Consider the following 17474-nt stretch of genomic DNA (forward strand, 5'->3'; position numbering starts at 1 on the left):
ATGCAAACAGGCCGGCAGCGTAAGCTACCGGCCGACTCTCGGGCTTAGATACCCGGCTTACTGCAGTTCGGAAAGCTCAAGCTTCTTATGATCTTCAACTGCCTGACGCGCTTCGTTACGCTGCTCTTCAGGAAGCGGAATCAACCCGATATCCTGGAGATAACCCATGGGGCCAATCATTTGCTCGCTCATGAACAGATTGGCATAGTCGTACATGGGCGGAACGTCGTCGGCATGCTGGTTCTTGATGTAGAAGAACAGTGAACGAGAAACCGGGTACTCGCCAGAGCTGATGGCTTCGGGTTCCGGCGCGACGCCATCGATGGACGCCCCATTCAGCGAGTCGGCGTTCTCTTCGAGAAAGGAGTAACCGAAGATACCGAAGGCATCGGTATTTTCGCTCAAGCGCTGCACGATCAGGTTATCGTTCTCACCCGCATCGACGTAGGCGCCATCGGAACGAATGTCGGTATACGTTTCGCCGCCGTAGGCTTGCATGTCTTCCGAGGCGGCTTCCATCACCAACTCCTCGAAGGCATCGCGGGTCCCGGAGGTGGTTGGCGGACCATACACGGCGATGGGACGGTCAGGCAGCGAGGCGTCGATGTCGCTCCAGTTCTTGTAGGGATTATCGACCAACTGGCCGTCCTGCGGAACCTGAGCCGCCAGCGCCAGGAAAATCTGCTCGCGGGTCAGATCGATCGGATCATTGCTGCTCGACTGAGCAAAGGCAATGCCATCATAGCCGATGGTCGCTTCGGTAATATCGGTGACCCCATTCTCCTGGCAACGCTCGAATTCCGAGGTCTTCATGCGGCGAGAGGCGTTGGTGATGTCCGGTGTTCCTTCTCCCACACCGTTGCAGAACAGGCGCAGACCACCGCCGGAGCCGGTCGACTCGATGACGGGCGTCGGATTATTGGTCGTCGCACCGAATTCCTCGGCGACGTAGCTGGCAAACGGGTAGACCGTGCTGGAGCCGACGATACGAACTTGCTCGCGGGCCTCGGCAACACCGATGACACCCAGTACGGCAGCGGCGACGACGCCGGACTTTAGGATGCGATTCATGCGGGTAACTCCTGTCGATGAGAGTGTTCAACCTTCGCGACACCCAAGATGCCCCACAAAGATGACAGCTTCATGACAGAAGCAACCCAACGTTACCGGCATGTTGCAGATCAGTCGATCAACAACCCCAGCGCGGCCAGCGTACACAGCGACAACGAGGCGTACTGCAATAAGCGCCGGTCCAGACGATGCGCAACCTGTGCCGCCGCTCCACTTCCCGCCACAATCACCGGTACGAAGCTGATCGCCATCCATAAATGCCACGCCTGAATGCGCCCCGCCACGGCCAAGACCGTCAGCGTCAAAAGCGAACCGACAACGAAGAAGGCCGCTAGATTGCCGCGTACGCTATCCGGCGGCAGACGATGCATCAACAGCGCAATGGGCGGACCGCCAATTGCGGATACGGTGCCGAACACCCCGGAGATGACCCCGGCACAGAACAGGCTGACCCGATTGACCGGCAGGCTAAAGCGCAACAGGCTGACCGCCACCGCCATCAGCACGATAGCGGCAATTAGCTTTTCGAGCACCGCCAAGGGTGCGGCTATCAGCAGCCAGGCCCCCAGTGCATTGCCAGGCAGCCGGCCGATCAGCGCCATGCCGATCACGTCGAGGCGGACCTCGTGACGATAGCGCCGGACCATCATCGACGAGACCATCAGGCCGAACATCACCAGCACCACCGGCACCAGCCGCGGCTCCAGCATCAACAGCAATGGCGCACCGACAACGGCCAGCCCGAACCCGGTGGCACGCTGCACGAAGGCCCCCAGAAACAGCGATGCGGCGCATCCCAGCCAGACTTCCGGGGTCACCCCCAGCCACTCAAACATGCAAAGCCTTCCGGGCCAGCATTCGAACTCCCAGGTTGCCGATTATCGTCGCCCCGAGCATAGTCAGCACCGTCGGCCAGGCATTGGCGACCTCGAAGGCCCCGACCAGCACGCCGGCCAGGGCACCGCTGGTAAACTGCACGCTGCCCAGCAATGCCGTCGCGGTAGCGCTCATGCGCGGAAAATGATCGAGCATGGCGGACATGGCATTGGGGCTGATCAGGCCCTGCATGCCCACGAACAGCACCATCAATGGCGCCACGCTATATAGCGAGTCGATCCCCAGCGTGAAGATACCGACCAGCGCCAGGCCCGCCGCCAGCTGCACGCCCAGCCCGAGCAGCAGATTCTGCTGTGGCGAACGCGACCTGAGCAGGCGGATATTGAGCCGGTTGGAGCCCGCCATGACCACGATATTGGCCCCGAACACGAACGGATAAACTGCCGGAGACAGTCCGTAGTGTTCCATGTAGAGGTAAGGTGACCCGGTGATGAAGGCGAACATGCCGGCAAAGGACATCGATACCGCACAGATATACCCCATCGCCTCGCGATGGCGCAGCACACTCATGTAATTGCTGAGTATCTGACGCCATGGCGCAGCATGCGGATCGCGGCCATGCGTTTCCGGCAACTGTGTACTCAGTAGCCACAGCAGAAACGCCGCATATATCGCCAGGAAGACGAAGATAGCCCACCAGTCGGCCAGATATAGCAGGCCACTGCCTACCATCGGCGCGACCAGCGGCGCCAGCATCAGAATCATGACCATGGTCGACATGACCTTCGCCGCCTCGCGGCCGCTGAAGCAGTCGCGCACGATGGCCGCCGAATTGACCACACACGCCCCGCCGCCCAACGCCTGAACGAAGCGCAGCAGCCATAACTGCTCGATGGAACTGACCTGGGTAATGGCCAGGCTGGAAAGCAGGAACACCGCCAGCCCCGAGAGGAGTACCGGCTTGCGCCCCAGCCGGTCCGACAGGGGGCCGCAGATCAGCTGTCCTAGGGCAAAGCCGAACAGGAAGACGCTGACCGAAAGCTCGGTGTGATGGACGCTGGCCCCCACCGACTTGGCCAACGAGGGAATCGCCGGAAGATAGGCATCGATGGCGAACGGCGCCAGGGCAGTATTGGCCGCGACGAGCCACGCTACGCGCCGGGAATCGAGCTTCATAAGCCTCCTTGCACGAAGAAAAACGACATGGGAAACACCATAAGGAGGCTAATGTTAACAACAATGCCACCCAAAGGCGTATTTCTTCGGTACCGCCAAGGCAAGCGCGCGCCCTACAGCTCTTATCTTTAACCGTCTCTCTGCTCTCACGACGCCTCGCGTATGACAGTGCCGACTGCCGACAGTTACGGTTCGGACTACACTTGAACGCTAGGCGTGCTATCAGGCAGTTGGTAAAGTGAGGCTCTGACTCGAATCAAGGACTCACGACATGGCTCAGGACAAACTGACGCAGCTCAAGACAATGACCACCGTCGTCGCGGATACCGGCGATCTCGAGGCCATTCGGCGCTTCACTCCCACCGATGCGACGACCAATCCCTCCCTCATCCTGCAGGCCGCTCAGCACGAAAGCCGTCGCGTGCGGCTCGCCGAACTCGCCCGTCAGAGTACCGATATCGACGATGCCCTGGATGCCGTCGCCGTGGATGTGGGAAGCGAGATCAGCGAACTGGTTCCCGGCTATGTCTCTACCGAAGTCAGCGCCCGCCTGTCGTTCGACACCCAGGCCACGCTCAATCGGGCTTACTCATTGATCGAGCGCTACGAGCGCCGCGGGGTACCTCGGGAGCGTATTCTGATCAAGATCGCCTCAACCTGGGAAGGGATTCGTGCTGCGGAGCGTCTCGAAAGGGAAGGCATTCGCACCAACCTGACCCTACTATTCAGCTTTACCCAGGCCCGCGCCTGCGCCGATGCCGGCGTGACACTGATTTCCCCCTTTGTCGGCCGCATCCTCGACTGGCACAAGGCGCACGATCCCGAGGCGGACTTCAGCGGGGAACGCGACCCCGGCGTACGCTCGGTCCGGCACATTTACGAACACTACAAGGGACACGGCTACCGGACCATCGTCATGGGCGCCAGCTTCCGCAATAGCGGCGAAATCGAAGCCTTGGCCGGCTGTGACCGGCTGACCATCTCCCCTACCCTGCTCGCAGAGCTGGCGGAAGACGAGGGTCCCTTGACCCGGCAGCTACAGCCAGGCGGCGCCGAGACGTCGGCTCCGGAGCCGCTGGATGAGAGCGAATTCCGCTGGGACATGAACGAGGATGCCATGGCCACCGAAAAACTCGCCGAAGGCATCCGCAAGTTCATGGCCGATCAGCGTAAGCTTGAATCATTGCTGAGTGAGCTGCGCGTATGACTTACGGCAGGTAGGCGTCAGCTGTGATGAGAATCGAACTGCTGGGCTTCCAGCAGTTCGATCAGAGGCTGGAATTCATGGCGGTTGTGTTCGCTCATGTGCATCAGGATGCGATGAGCCTCGAGAATGCGCCCCTGCATGTTCTGCTCGTCGGCCTCGACATGCGGTAGATCGTCCAGTTCGGCAGGCTCGGTCAGAGGCGACTTCACCACCGTGAAATAACGTGCGAAGCCCATCACGTCCAGCATGCGCCGCACATCGGGATGGTCGGCCACAATGGTCGGGCGCTGCTCGACGTGCCCCTGCACGGCCATGGCGACCTTGGCCAGAAAGCCCAGCGCAGTGGAGTCAACATTAGTTGCCTCGCGCAGGTCGATCATTACTGCACGTAGACCCGGCATTTCGCCCAGGCGCTGGGCTTCGACGTCCAGGGTAGCGCAAAGCGTGAGACGGACATCGCCGCATAGCTTGAGCACGAACACCCCGGCCTCGAAAGCTGCCTTGATACGCCCTTCATGCATCGTTGAAACCGCTCAGTGTCATCATGGTGAGATCATCCGGCAATTCCTCCCCCAACGTCAGGCTGTCGCGCAGCGTCTGGATATCGGGGCAGGACGTGACACGCCGCTCCAGTTCTTGAAGTCGCGCATCGAGTGTCTCGCCGGGCAGGCACTCCAGCACCCCATCCGAACACAGCCAAAGGCAGAAGTTCTGCGGCAGTTCACATCCGAAGGAGGGAAATTCAACATCGGGAAACAACCCTACGGGCGATCCCGTTCCTTCCAGGACCGTCACCTGCTCGCCGGCCTGGAGCATGGGCATGGGCAGCTGGGCGCCGAGCGCATAGTGGAGGTAGCGAAGCTCCCGGTCAAGCACTCCGGCGAAGACCGTGGCATGCTTCCCGATACCGGTATCGATTAGCTCTTGATTGAGCTCCGCCAACCAGCGGGCCGGAAAGGTTTCCGGTGCCAGACCGTCCCAACGCGACAGCCAGCGATTGCAGAGATACCTGAGCAGCACGGTGACAAAGGCTGAGGAAGCGCCGTGCCCGGAAACATCGGCGAAGTAGAAGAAACTGTAACGACTGTCACAGGGCTGAAAGTCGAGAAAATCCCCCGACAGGTAGAGCGAGGGTTCCAGCCAGTAATCGGCAGTCACCCCATTGTGGGTCACCGGACGAGGCGGCAACAGTTTGCGCTGGATATGACTGCCGGCCTGCTGATCAAGGCGCAACATCGCCAGATGAGTTTCCAGCTTTTCGTTGAGTTCAGCCAGACGCGCCCGGTCCTCGGCATGCTCCATGGCCAGCCGATGATGCTCGACGGTGCGCACGATGAGCCGGCGTAGCACATCGCTATGTTCGAGCGGCTCGACGAGATAATCGACCAAGCCGGCATCAACCGCCTTGATCAGATCGTCGTCGGCGCGCGTCTCGCTCACCACGATAGTCGGCAGGCGCTCTGATAGGCGCGGCCAGTCATGCCGATCCACGGCGCGCACATGCGCGACGATGAACGACGCCTCCGCAGGAAGCGCCGCCAGCGAATCGGCCGTGGCCACGGCGAACCCCCCCTTGGCAATCGCCTGGGCAAGCGCCTCGCGTTCACGTCCGGGCTGATCGATCAGACCGATCAGCGTGTGCGGGTTGACCATAAGGGCGTCGGATTAATCGGCGAAGTCATCGTCGCTGAAATCGAAATCATCGAAACCCTCGCTTGCAAAGGGATCTTCTCCCAACTGTCCATCACTGACCTCGAAGCGACGCTGTTGCAAGTAAGCATCACGTAGAAAGCTGTAACGGTCGCCACGGATCAACTTTTCCTGATCGAGCACGCTGGCACGGTAGTTGATCAGATCCACGAAACGCAGGCCGTAGCGGGTCGCATCGTCATCGACATAGGTGACGGGATCGGTGTACCAGTCGACCGGCAAGCCTGAAGCATGGCGCAGCGTTCGCCCACCGAGCAGCGGCAGCACGACGAAGGGTCCCTCGTCCACGCCCCACACGGCCAGCGTCTGGCCGAAATCTTCCTCACGACCGCGCAGCCCCATGCGTGACGCCGGGTCGAGTACGCCGCCCACGCCGAGCACGGAATTGATCATGAAACGGCCCGAGGCCACACCGGCATTCGTCCATTTCCACTGCAGGACGCTATTGAAAGCGGTCCCCAGCTCGCCCAGATTGCCGAAGAAGTTGCTGACGCCGGTCTGCACCGGCTCCGGCGTGATGTAATCGTAGCCCTGCGCGGTTGGCTTGAGTACATAACGATCCAATGTATCGTTGAAAGCAAAGACGCTACGGTTAAATCCTTCCCACGGATCGTCGGGATTCGCCGCCACCGTCCCCTGGGACGCACATCCCGCTAGCGCTGCGGCCATGCCCAGCGCCATCATTCCCTTGATCATCCTCATCCCTTGTTCACCTTGCGTAACAATACACTGCCCGCACTGTAGCCCGCCCCGAAGGAACACACCACCCCAATATCGCCATCCTCAAGTCCTTCGCGATGCAGATGAAAAGCGATAATCGAGCCTGCCGAGCTGGTATTGGCATAGCGGTCCAGAATGATCGGGGCCTGTTCGAGTGTAGGCTCATGACCGAGTACGCGACGCGCGATCAGATCATTCATATGGCGGTTGGCCTGGTGCAACCATAGACGCTTGAGATCGGCGCTCGACAGCGATAGCTGCTCAAGATGTTCGACGATCAGTTGCGCCACCAAGGGACAGACTTCGCGGAATACCCGGCGCCCCTCCTGGACGAACAACTTGTCCGCCTCGCCGACCCCGCTATCGGCCATATTGTTGAGAAAACCGTAGTTGTTACGGATGGCATTCGAAAACCGTGTGGAGAGCCGTGTCCCCAATACCTCGAAGCGACTCGGGCTGCGCGCGGTATCCGCCGCCTCGAGAATCACCGCCGTACAGGCATCGCCGAAGATGAAATGGCTGTCCCGATCGCGGAAATTGAGATGAGCGGAACAGATCTCGGGATTGACCATCAGCACGCGTCGGGCATTGCCCACACGAATGGCATTGGTCGCCATCTCGATACCAAACGTCGCGCTCGAACACGCCACGTTCATGTCGAACGCGTAGCCCGATACACCAAGGGCCATCTGCACTTCGACGGCCACGGCCGGATAGGGACGCTGAAGATTGGAGCAGGCGACAATCACCATATCGATCTCGCCGGCCGTCACCTGCGCGGCGTCAAGCGCCTGTCGGGCCGCCGCCACGGCCATCTCGGCCTGCACCGACAACTCCTCGTTGGAACGCTCAGGCAATCGCGGGCGCATGCGCTCGGGGTCGAGAATGCCCTCGGCCTCGAGAACATAGCGGCTCTTGATACCGGATGCCTTGAGGATGAATTCGCTGCTCGAGTAACTCAACGGCTCGCGCTCACCCGCCTCGATCGCCGTGGCATGCCGGGCATTTTCCCGGTCGACCCAGGTATTGAAAGACGCTACCAGCTCATCGTTACTGATGGCATGCTCTGGCGTATAGAGCCCCGTGCCGGTAATCACGGCCTGTGTCATGGTCGTCTCCCATAGGGTATCGCGAGATACCCCCTGTTCTAATTTTTGAAAACGTTCTCAATGAAAACCCTGACGCTGGCATCATCAGACCGCAAGAGGATATGAATTAAATTCACCTTCCGGTGATTTCCGCCCAACGCCGTTCGAGACGCTTGGCGGATACCGGCTCCAAAGTGCCGAGCTGCTGAGCGAACAGCGAGACGCGCAACTCCTCGAGCCACCAGCCGAACTCCACAAGCTGCGGGTCCTCGATGCCATCACGGCGCGTAGCCGCACGCCTCGCTTCCAGCCGCGACTCGAAGTTCTGCACCTCTTGCATGGCCATCTGGTCGCGCATACGCTCGCGCGGCGCCTTTTCCAGGCGCACCAACGCCGCCTGCATGTAACGGGAGTAGTGCTGGAGCCACGGCCCTGCCTGCGTCACGAAGCCGGGGTACACCAGACGCTGCATCTGGGCCTTGAGATCGCCATATACCAGGGCCAGCGCCAGACTGAGATTGCCCTTGAGGTGCTTGGTCACTGCCAAGTGACCTTCGAGCGCCTTGTGGAGCCAATCCACCAACCGCTCGGCATGCGGCACAAGTTCGGCACGCCGCTCTTCAATGCGTGCATCGAGTGCCTGGCGCGAGCGCGGCAGCGGATCGACGGCCATGACCTGCAGGAATACCGCATCCGCGACATCATCGACGAGTTGCGCCTTGCTGCCCACCTTGGCAAATAATAACGCGCAGCGATCCAGCCCCTTGAGGTCACGCTTGAGATAGCGGACCTGATCGGGCAGGCGCCGCATCGCCAGTCGCTTGATACCTTGCCGGTGAGCCTCTCGCGCCTTGTCGGGGTGGTCGAACAGCTCCACCGCCAGACGATCGCCCTGCTCGACCAGTGCCGGGTAGGCCTCGACGCGAATCCCCGCCTGCATCGTGGTGCGCGACTCGGGCAGCGGCGCCTCGGGCAACTCATCCAGTGCCGGTGCCTCGAGCACCTCGGCGTTCAACGCCCGGGCGCCCTGGGTCGCCGCCGCGGCAAAGCGCTGTTGCAGCGCCGCGAGATCGCGCCCCTCTCCGAGCACCTTGCCCTCGTGATCGAGTACCCGCAGGTTCATGATCAGGTGCGGTTCGAGCTGGTCGGTACGCCACGCCTCCGGCGGCAGGCGCAGCCCGGTCTTGCGACGCAGGAACTCGCCCAGCGCCTCGGTCAGCGGCACGTCATCGGGCGTCAATGCCTCGAGCGCCGCCTCCACCCAGTCGGGAATCGGCACCACTTGCTTGCGCACCGACTTGGGCAGCGACTTGAGCAATGCGATACATTTCTCGCGCAACAGTCCCGGCACCAACCACTCCAGGCGCGCAGCAGGCAGTTGCGACAGCATCGCCGCCGGCAGGGTCAGGGTCACGCCATCGTCACTCACGCCCGGGGCGAAATGGTAGCTCAGCGGATAACGTACTCCATTCCAGACCAACTCGTCGGGATACTGCTCGACGGTGACATCCTCGGCCTCGCGGGCCATCAGGTCGGCCTTGTCGAGCTTGAGAATGGCGGGATCGTCGCGTTCGGCTTTTTCCCGCCAGCGCTCGAAGCTGCGTCCGTTATGGATGTCGGCCGGAATGCGCTGATCATAGAATTCGAACAGCGTATCCTCATCGACCAGGATATCGCGCCGACGGGCGCGGTCTTCGAGCTCCTCGATCTCGTCGATCAATGCCCGATTGTAGGCGAAGAACTCTGCCTTGGTACGGTATTCACCTTCCACCAGCGCCCGGCGAATGAAAATCTCGCGCGCTTCGCGGGGTGCGATGGGGCCGTAGTTGACCTTGCGCCCGGCGACGATCGGCAGCCCGAACAGCGTGACCTGCTCGTGAGCCACCACCTGGGCACGCTTCATTTCCCAGTGCGCGTCGCTGTAATTGCGCTTGACCAGATGCATGGCCTGGGGCTCAACCCATTCCGGACGAATGCGCGCCACGCTGCGAGCGAACAGCCGCGAGGTTTCCACCAGTTCGCCGGCCATGATCCACTTGGGGGTTTTCTTGGCCAGCCCCGAGCCGGGATGAATCATGAACTTGCGATTGCGTGCGCCGAGATATTCACGATTCTCGAGCAACTGCCCCAGGTTCGACAGCAACCCTGACAGCAAGGCCCGGTGCAGGCGTTCATAGTCCACCGTCGGGTGGCGGCGCGCGCCATTCTCGGCGGTATTGCTCACCGGCTCGGCCGGCTGCATGGCGGAAGTGTCGCCCAGCTCCAGATCACGCGCCACCTGACGCAGCTGACGATAGGTATCGTGCCACTCGCGCAGACGCAGATAGTTCAGATACTGCTCGCGACACCAGCGCCGCAGCTGACTGCCGGACAGCGTCTCGCGTGCCGCTTCGAAGCCGTGCCATACATTCAGCAACGCCGCGAAGTCGGACTCGGGATCTTCCCATTGCTTATGCTTCTGATCGGCGGCCTGACGCTTTTCGGCGGGCCGCTCACGCGGATCCTGCACCGCCAAGGCACTGACGACGACCAGCGTTTCGCGCAAGCTCTTGAACTCGGCGCCGGCCAGCACCATGCGGGCCAGGCGCGGATCGATGGGCAGGCGCGACAGGCGTCGTCCGGTCTCGGTCAGGCGCTGATTTTCATCCACCGCACCGAGCTCGAACAGCAGCCGGAAGCCGTCCCTGATAAAGCGCGAATCCGGGGCGTCGACGAAAGGAAACGCCTCGATATCGCCGAGCTTCAATGCCAGCATCGAGAGAATCACCGAGGCCAGGTTGGTGCGCTGGATTTCCGGCTCGGTGTAGGCCGGCCGCGCCAGAAAGTCGTCTTCACTGTAAAGGCGCAGGCAGACGCCCTCCGCCACTCGTCCGCAGCGTCCCTTACGCTGGTCGGCACTGGCCTGACTGACCGGCTCGATGGGCAGGCGCTGGACCTTGGCGCGATAGCTGTAGCGGCTCATGCGCACCAGCCCGGGATCGATCACGTAGCGAATGCCCGGCACCGTCAGCGAGGTTTCGGCCACGTTGGTGGACAACACGATGCGGCGTCCGACGTGAGGCTGAAAAATCCGGTTCTGCTCGGCATTCGATAACCGCGCATACAGCGGCAGGATTTCGGTGCTCTTGAGGTTGGCATGGCGCAGGGTATCCGCCGTCTCGCGAATGTCGCGCTCGCCGGGCAGGAAGATCAGTACATCGCGAGGTCCCGAGAACCAGCGTTTCTCACGCTCGATCGCCTCGATCTCCTCGACGGCATGCAGGATGCCTTCCTGCAGCGTACGGTCTTCCTCGTCGTCCGCCTCGCGCACCAGCGGTCGATAGCGCACTTCGACCGGAAACGTGCGCCCCGAGACCTGTACTACCGGTGCCTTACGGTTTTCCTCGGAAAAGTGTGCGGCAAAGCGCTCCACGTCGATGGTCGCCGACGTAATGATGATCTTGAGGTCTGGACGCCGCTGCGTCAGCCGCTTGAGGTACCCGAGCAGGAAATCGATATTGAGGCTGCGCTCATGCGCCTCGTCGATGATGATGGCTTCGTAGCGCGACAGATCGGGATCGTGCTGAGTCTCGGCCAGCAGGATGCCGTCGGTCATCAGTTTGATCAGGGTGCGCTCGTTAGTGGTATCGGTGAAGCGCACCTGGTAGCCGACCTGGTCGCCCAGCGGAACCGCCAGCTCCTCGGCCAGGCGCGTGGCCACGGAACGCGCCGCCAGACGGCGTGGCTGAGTGTGGCCAATCAATCCGCGCCGGCCCAAGCCCAGCTCGAGACACATCTTGGGCAACTGCGTGGTCTTGCCCGAACCGGTCTCGCCCGCCACCACCACGACCTGGTGATCGCGCAACGCCTCCAGGATATCTTCGCGCTTCTCGGCGACGGGCAGCGTCTCGGGGTAGTCCAGCTGTACCGACAAGGCACGACGCAGCGCCAATGCCTCGCGGGAGGCACCCACGCGCCGCTCCATGTCGGCCAGGGCACGATCGACGGGCTTGCCGGCCTTGAACCGCGCCTGCAGGCGTGACAGGCGCCGCCCTTGGTCGCGTGCGTCGTGCAGCAGACAGTCGTCCAGAGCCGCCTGGAGGGATTTCATTCGTACAAGGGGATCGCGGGAATGTACGCTCAAGAGGTCCTCATCCGGTCGCAAAAAACCTGCCCGTCAGCATGACGGGCAGGTTATTGTACCGCTAGGCGCGGGACACGCCTATGCCGAACCCTGTTGAGAGGATCTCAGCCGATGGCGTGTCTAGGCAGGCGGCCTGGCGCCGTCACGCAACTCGCGACGCAACACCTTGCCCACGTTGGTCTTGGGCAGCTCGTCGCGGAACTCGACATAGCGCGGAACCTTGTAACCGGTCAACTCCTTCTTGCACCAGGCGCGCAGCGTCTCGGCATCGAGGTTTTCGTTTTTCGAGACCACGAACAGCTTGATCGCCTCGCCGCTGTTCTCGTCGGGAATACCCACTGCAGCAACCTCCACGACATCCGGATGAGCGGCGACGACATCCTCCACTTCGTTGGGGTAGACATTGAATCCCGAGACGATGATCAGATCCTTCTTGCGATCGACGATGCGGATGTAACTGTCTTCCTGCAGGACCGCCATGTCGCCGGTACGCAGCCAGCCTTCGTCGTCGAGCACCTTCTGCGTCTCGTCGGGCCGGTTCCAGTAGCCCTTCATCACCTGGGGGCCTTTCACGTACAGCTCGCCCGCCTCACCGAAAGGCAGCGTGTTGCCGTCGTCGTCGACCACCTTGACCGAAGTCCCCGCGAAAGGCTTGCCAATGGTGCCGAGCTGAATGGCGTCCGGCGGGTTAGCGGAGACGATGGGCGCCGTTTCGGTCAAACCGTAACCTTCCATGATCGGGCAGCCGGTGACCTCTTCCCAGCGCTTGGCGGTCGCCTTGGTCAGCGCCATGCCTCCGGAGATGGTCATCTTCAGCGCGGAGAAATCCAGCGCCCGGAAGTCGTCACGATTGCACAGGGCATTGAATAGAGTATTGAGCCCGACGAAGCCGGTATAGCGGGTATTCTTCAACGTCTTGATGAAATCATCGATATCGCGCGGGTTGGGAATGAACACCGAATGGTTGCCCATCAGCACGTTGAACAGGCAATTCACGGTGAACGTATAGATATGATAGACCGGCAACGGCGCGATCATGGTTTCCTCGCCTTCCTGGGTATGGGAAAGGTTGGAAATCCGCGTCTGCAACGCATTGGCGACCAGGTTGCGATGGGTCAGCATGCAGCCCTTGGCCACCCCCGTCGTCCCTCCGGTGTACTGCAAGGCAGCGATATCTTCCGCGCTGCGCGATACCGGCCGGTATTCGAGACGCCCCCCCCGGGTGAGCGCCTCGCGCAGTCCGGTGGCTTTGGGCAGCGAATACTTCGGCACCATCTTCTTGACGTGCTTGACCGCAGTATTGATCAGTTGTCGCTTGGGAAAACCGTGCAGGTCGCCGATCTCGGTGATCACGACATGCTGGATATCGGTGTTCTCAAGAATTTTCTCCAGCTTGGAGGCCATGTTGGCCAGAATCAGGATCGCCTTGGCTCCCGAGTCCTTGAACTGGTGCTGCATTTCCCGCTCGGTATAGAGCGGGTTGGTGTTGACCACGACCATTCCCGCCCGCAGTGCACCGAAGACGGCCACGGGAAACTGCAGCAGGTTAGGCAGCTGGATAGCGACGCGATCACCGGGCTCCAGGGTCGTTTCATGCTGCAGCCATGCCGCAAAATTGCGTGACAGACGGTCCAGGTCGGCATAAGTCAGCGTTTGCCCCATACAGGTGAAGGCAGGGTTCTCCGCGAAACGCTCACAGGATCGGTTGAAAACATCGACGACGGAGGCGTACTCCTCCAACCCCTCAAGCGCCGATCCGGAGATGATGGGAGCCGCGGCTTGCTGACTCATAGGCTTTTCCTCCACATGATGCATCGACAACCGCTGCCGACCGTTCTTGTTATCCAGCTGGTGACGACCGGCTAAACGAGGTGATTCGTCAATTCAACGAAGCCCCTTTATATCAAGCCTGAGCGACTTAAAACAGCCGCTTGAAACTAACGTTCAATATCGTCTCATCTCGACACGCCCTCTCCCGATATCACCGGCAGGTGCGCTTGCCCCCATCGTGTGGCTCGACCCGCCCCATGACAAGGAGTAGATTCTGAAGTTGCATTCCCGATCTACGCGCAGGAGACGAAATGGGCAAGATTTTCGAAGACAACTCGCAGACCATCGGCCAGACGCCAATGGTCAGGATCCGCCACTTGACGCAACATCCGCGACTGTACGCCAAGATCGAAGCACGCAACCCTTCCTTCTCGGTCAAATGCCGTATCGGCGCCAGCATGATCTGGGATGCCGAGCAGCGCGGCGAGCTGACTCCCGGCAAGGAGATCCTCGAGCCGACCTCAGGCAACACCGGAATTGCGCTGGCATTCGTCGCTGCGGCCCGCGGCTACAAGGTTTCCCTGACCATGCCGGCCTCGATGAGCCTCGAGCGTCGCAAGGTCCTCAAGGCGCTGGGCGCGGAACTGGTACTCACCGAGCCATCCCTGGGCATGCAGGGCGCGGTCGACAAGGCGTATGAGATGCAGCAGGCCGATCCCGCTCGCTATTTTCTGCCTCAGCAGTTCGACAATCCGGCCAATCCGCGCATTCATGAGGAAACCACCGGGCCTGAATTGTGGGAGGCCACCGACGGCGAACTCGATGTGCTCGTGGCGGGTGTCGGTACTGGCGGCACCATCAGCGGTGTGTCGCGCTACTTCAAGCAATTGCGTCGCCGGGCGATCACCTCGGTCGCCGTGGAACCGTCCGAATCGCCGATTATCGCCCAGGCGTTACGCGGTGAAGCGATTACACCGGCCCCGCATAAGATTCAGGGCATCGGCGCCAACTTTATCCCAGGCAACCTGGATCTGTCGCTCATCGACCGGGCCGAGGCGGTTTCCAGCGAAGAGGCCATGGCCATGACTCACCGCTTGATGCGCGAGGAAGGCATTCTCTGCGGCATTTCGTCAGGCGCAGCCCTGGTCGCGGCCCTGCGCCTGGCCGAAGACCCGGCCTTCGCCGACAAGGCTATCGCGGTTATTCTGCCCGACAGCGGCGAACGCTACCTGAGCGGTCCCCTGTTCAAGGAGCTATTCACCGACAAGGAGCTTCAACCCTGATACCAGGGGGACCTGAGTGGCCGTGCGGGCGAGACACACCGCGTCTTGAAAAAACTCAAAGCGACTGAACACCACGTGCCAACGCAAAACCGCCTCCCATGGAGGCGGTTTTGCCAAGCGGATATCCGAGGGAGCTTCAGCGTGCCACGGTAACGCCACTCAGAGATGCGGTTCCTCCCACTGCGGCTGGCGTTGGCGCTGGCGACGTGCCTTTCTGCGCTTTGCCCTCCTCCTGCGGCGCATGACGAACACTATCATTATCAATACCAAGGCCAGCAGTACCCAGCCCAGCGGTGAACGCATATGCTGCTGGAGGTAAGACGGGACTTTCTGCAACTCGCTACGCGCTCTCGCGAACACGGCATCGGCCACTTCGGCCAAGCTCGGAGACGCCTGATCTGCCGGCGGGCCCGTTTCCTCCCTGTCGTCGGCTAAGCTCTCGGCCTCAAGTGCCTGACGCTCACTCGCCCCTGACACACCGATGCGCGCGTCGGGGTTCAGGCGCACATCGGGCAAGCGAAGGGTGCGCGTATTGCCGTCAAGCGTAATCGTCGCCTCGAGCTCAAGCGGTACTGAGCGACTCGGGTCGAGCGAAGGGAGATCGATCTGCCATTCCCGCGCCCCGGTTTGCTGGGCTTCAAGCGTATCGCCCAGCAGCTGGGCATGGATTTGGGTATTCGATGCATTCAGCTCGGGATACTGAGCCTGCAGCACGACGTGCCCCTCGTCGTTAGACAGCGTAGCCGTAATCGCCGGGATTACGTTGACGCCCTGTACCCGCTGGCGTGAAAACGCCTCGCTTTCGGCAATCAGCGCCAAGCGCGCGTTGCCCAACTGTTCGGCTCCCGGCAGTTGGCCGCGAAAATGCTCGCCCTCCTGAGTCAGGCTGACCGCATCGTACACTTGGCCCTCAAGGCTGCGCAGTTCGACACGCAAGGAGATATCCGCGGGCAGTTCACTGGCCGTCAACGTTCGGCCTTCGTTTTCCAGCCAGATATCCAGCGGCACTTCAAATCCCTGATAAAGGGTGGCCGGCAGCTCGCTACTACGCAAAACCAGCGACGACGTGACGGCAATGCGGCTATCGTCTCCCAACTCGCCTTCGATCCGCCATTGCCCTTCCTGAGGATCGGGCACCTTGATCAGGTCATAGCGGGAATCGCGCTGCCAGCGGATCGTATCGGGATGATCCGCCGCCGAATATCGCTGACCGTCGGGGGCGATCAGCACCAGCGGCGGCGCTTGCGGATCGTGAAAGAGCAGCGCGGTGAAGGCATCGATTTCATCATCGATGGTAAAGCGCTGGTTTTCGAGGGGTACCTGATCCGCCGGCAGGATACGGTCGAGCACGTCCAGAAAGGCGCGCAGCAGGGCTTCGGGGGTTTCGGCCAGGGCAGCCAAGCCCCCGGTTTCCTGGGCCAGCCGCTCGAACAGGGCCAGATCCGCCTTGTTCGACAGCGCAATGGGGTGGATCACTACGTCCTGCTCGGCCAAACGCGGCGCGAGTTCCTCGAGCAGGGCGTTGCGCGAGGCTTCGTCACGCGCTGCCTTGTTACCTCCGCGTGCCGGCAGGTCCACCATTCCATCGGAGAGCACGATAAGGTGGCGCTCCTCATCGGTAGGAGGCGCTGCGGCAGCTTGACGTATCGCGGCCTCGATATCGGTGAACTGTTGGTAATCGGACAGTTGGGACGTCAGGGACAGTAATCGCTCACGCCAGTCATCATTGACCTGGCGACTGGGCAGCGGATTGCGCACCTGAGTGCCGAAAAGCCATAGCCCACCCCGCGCTTCGGGCGGTAGCAACGAAACGGCCAATTCCAGAGCCCCTGCCCGCAGGTTGGCCGGATCGTTGACCTTCATGCTGCCCGAGACGTCAATCACCATTCGTACGTCGGGAGCCTTTACGTCCTGTGCCCAGGACAACGGCATGCAACTTATCAACAACAACAGCGCCACAAGGGCTCGCATGGCCATTTCCTTATTCCGCCAATGTATTCGCGATGACGTCTACCGGCTCAGCCGATCACCGGCTCACGACGCCGTGGGGCATCCTGCCCCGTGCTGTTGGGGGGCGCTTCACCTGAAGGCCCCTGGCGTGGAGCAGAGGAGGAACCGTCGTCACGCCGACGGCGCCAGACCCACAACAGCACGCCAACACCGCCCCCCAGTCCCAGTCCCACCAGCAGCAATGGCAAGGCGGAGGCGATCTGGCCGTTATCATGCTGTAATACGCCTACCGCCGTGACCACTACCGCCGGTGCCAGGCCGGAATACGCCTGCTCGGTATCCATCACGGGAAGGCTGAACGGCGCTGGCATCCACAACATGCCGGCTACCAGGCCCGTCACCACCAGACGTGGCAGTCGGGGCAAAAAACGAATCCCGAGATAGCCAGTCACCAGCACGACCAGCGACAATACGACATAGCTCAGCCACAGCAGTGGCAGCGAATCGGAAATCAGCATTGAGTCTCTCTCTCAGCGATT

The 17474-nt window shown here is 61.4% G+C and carries 13 protein-coding genes; 2 read left to right on the forward strand and 11 right to left on the reverse strand.

Annotation, left to right across the window (positions count from 1 at the left end):
- Positions 1–57: 57 nt before the first annotated feature.
- The 3 genes from ACW4DH_RS12300 to ACW4DH_RS12310 form a co-directional block, all read right to left on the reverse strand.
- Complete coding sequence (locus ACW4DH_RS12300; RefSeq protein ID WP_459636692.1) at positions 58–1071, reverse strand: PstS family phosphate ABC transporter substrate-binding protein; 1014 nt, start codon at positions 1069–1071, stop codon at positions 58–60.
- Between the two features lie 110 nt (positions 1072–1181).
- Complete coding sequence (locus tag ACW4DH_RS12305; RefSeq protein WP_459636693.1) at positions 1182–1907, reverse strand: sulfite exporter TauE/SafE family protein; 726 nt, start codon at positions 1905–1907, stop codon at positions 1182–1184.
- Positions 1900–3084, reverse strand: coding sequence for a Bcr/CflA family multidrug efflux MFS transporter (locus tag ACW4DH_RS12310; RefSeq protein ID WP_459636694.1), 1185 nt, complete (start codon positions 3082–3084; stop codon positions 1900–1902). The genes ACW4DH_RS12305 and ACW4DH_RS12310 overlap by 8 nt, the downstream gene beginning before the upstream one ends.
- Positions 3085–3355: 271 nt before the next feature.
- Here ACW4DH_RS12310 and tal point away from each other — a divergent pair, with 271 nt between their 5' ends.
- Positions 3356–4291: a transaldolase gene (gene tal / locus ACW4DH_RS12315; RefSeq protein ID WP_459636695.1), complete on the forward strand. Its 936-nt coding sequence runs from the start codon at positions 3356–3358 to the stop codon at positions 4289–4291.
- Positions 4292–4308: 17 nt separating this feature from the next.
- Here the strand turns inward: tal and ACW4DH_RS12320 are convergent, their stop codons facing one another.
- The 6 genes from ACW4DH_RS12320 to ACW4DH_RS12345 form a co-directional block, all read right to left on the reverse strand.
- On the reverse strand, positions 4309–4812 hold the full coding sequence (locus ACW4DH_RS12320) for an STAS domain-containing protein (protein WP_459636696.1): 504 nt from the start codon (positions 4810–4812) through the stop codon (positions 4309–4311).
- Positions 4805–5944, reverse strand: coding sequence for a PP2C family protein-serine/threonine phosphatase (locus ACW4DH_RS12325; RefSeq protein WP_459636697.1), 1140 nt, complete (start codon positions 5942–5944; stop codon positions 4805–4807). Before ACW4DH_RS12325 ends, ACW4DH_RS12320 begins: the two co-directional genes overlap by 8 nt.
- A gap of 12 nt (positions 5945–5956) precedes the next feature.
- The gene (locus tag ACW4DH_RS12330; RefSeq protein ID WP_459636698.1) at positions 5957–6703 is read right to left on the reverse strand and encodes an MlaA family lipoprotein; all 747 of its coding nucleotides are present in this window, start codon (positions 6701–6703) and stop codon (positions 5957–5959) included.
- Positions 6700–7830 carry a beta-ketoacyl-ACP synthase III gene (locus ACW4DH_RS12335; RefSeq protein WP_459636699.1) on the reverse strand — a complete coding sequence of 377 codons (1131 nt, stop codon included), beginning with the start codon at positions 7828–7830 and terminating at the stop codon, positions 6700–6702. Before ACW4DH_RS12335 ends, ACW4DH_RS12330 begins: the two co-directional genes overlap by 4 nt.
- 112 nt (positions 7831–7942) lie before the next feature.
- Positions 7943–11899, reverse strand: a complete 3957-nt coding sequence (gene hrpA / locus ACW4DH_RS12340; RefSeq protein ID WP_459636925.1) for an ATP-dependent RNA helicase HrpA — start codon at positions 11897–11899, stop codon at positions 7943–7945.
- 153 nt (positions 11900–12052) lie between these two features.
- On the reverse strand, positions 12053–13723 hold the full coding sequence (locus ACW4DH_RS12345) for an AMP-binding protein (protein ID WP_459636700.1): 1671 nt from the start codon (positions 13721–13723) through the stop codon (positions 12053–12055).
- 290 nt (positions 13724–14013) lie between these two features.
- Here ACW4DH_RS12345 and cysK point away from each other — a divergent pair, with 290 nt between their 5' ends.
- On the forward strand, positions 14014–14985 hold the full coding sequence (gene cysK / locus ACW4DH_RS12350) for a cysteine synthase A (protein ID WP_459636701.1): 972 nt from the start codon (positions 14014–14016) through the stop codon (positions 14983–14985).
- Positions 14986–15144: 159 nt separating this feature from the next.
- On the opposite strand, the gene ACW4DH_RS12355 is transcribed toward cysK, so the two are convergent.
- Positions 15145–16956: a VWA domain-containing protein gene (locus ACW4DH_RS12355; RefSeq protein WP_459636702.1), complete on the reverse strand. Its 1812-nt coding sequence runs from the start codon at positions 16954–16956 to the stop codon at positions 15145–15147.
- A 47-nt stretch (positions 16957–17003) separates the two neighbouring features.
- The gene (locus ACW4DH_RS12360) at positions 17004–17453 is read right to left on the reverse strand and encodes a hypothetical protein (protein ID WP_459636703.1); all 450 of its coding nucleotides are present in this window, start codon (positions 17451–17453) and stop codon (positions 17004–17006) included.
- Positions 17454–17474: the final 21 nt, after the last annotated feature.

This window comes from Halomonas sp. WWR20 (genome assembly GCF_054602495.1).

What these genes read in the sequence shown, in the direction of transcription:
- ACW4DH_RS12300 (WP_459636692.1), bottom strand. Translation starts at nt 1,071, where the DNA reads ATGAATCGCATCCTAAAGTCCGGCGTCGTCGCCGCTGCCGTACTGGGT.
- ACW4DH_RS12305 (WP_459636693.1), bottom strand. Translation starts at nt 1,907, where the DNA reads ATGTTTGAGTGGCTGGGGGTGACCCCGGAAGTCTGGCTGGGATGCGCC.
- ACW4DH_RS12310 (WP_459636694.1), bottom strand. Translation starts at nt 3,084, where the DNA reads ATGAAGCTCGATTCCCGGCGCGTAGCGTGGCTCGTCGCGGCCAATACT.
- tal (WP_459636695.1), top strand. Translation starts at nt 3,356, where the DNA reads ATGGCTCAGGACAAACTGACGCAGCTCAAGACAATGACCACCGTCGTC.
- ACW4DH_RS12320 (WP_459636696.1), bottom strand. Translation starts at nt 4,812, where the DNA reads ATGCATGAAGGGCGTATCAAGGCAGCTTTCGAGGCCGGGGTGTTCGTG.
- ACW4DH_RS12325 (WP_459636697.1), bottom strand. Translation starts at nt 5,944, where the DNA reads ATGGTCAACCCGCACACGCTGATCGGTCTGATCGATCAGCCCGGACGT.
- ACW4DH_RS12330 (WP_459636698.1), bottom strand. Translation starts at nt 6,703, where the DNA reads ATGAGGATGATCAAGGGAATGATGGCGCTGGGCATGGCCGCAGCGCTA.
- ACW4DH_RS12335 (WP_459636699.1), bottom strand. Translation starts at nt 7,830, where the DNA reads ATGACACAGGCCGTGATTACCGGCACGGGGCTCTATACGCCAGAGCAT.
- hrpA (WP_459636925.1), bottom strand. Translation starts at nt 11,899, where the DNA reads ATGAAATCCCTCCAGGCGGCTCTGGACGACTGTCTGCTGCACGACGCA.
- ACW4DH_RS12345 (WP_459636700.1), bottom strand. Translation starts at nt 13,723, where the DNA reads ATGAGTCAGCAAGCCGCGGCTCCCATCATCTCCGGATCGGCGCTTGAG.
- cysK (WP_459636701.1), top strand. Translation starts at nt 14,014, where the DNA reads ATGGGCAAGATTTTCGAAGACAACTCGCAGACCATCGGCCAGACGCCA.
- ACW4DH_RS12355 (WP_459636702.1), bottom strand. Translation starts at nt 16,956, where the DNA reads ATGCGAGCCCTTGTGGCGCTGTTGTTGTTGATAAGTTGCATGCCGTTG.
- ACW4DH_RS12360 (WP_459636703.1), bottom strand. Translation starts at nt 17,453, where the DNA reads ATGCTGATTTCCGATTCGCTGCCACTGCTGTGGCTGAGCTATGTCGTA.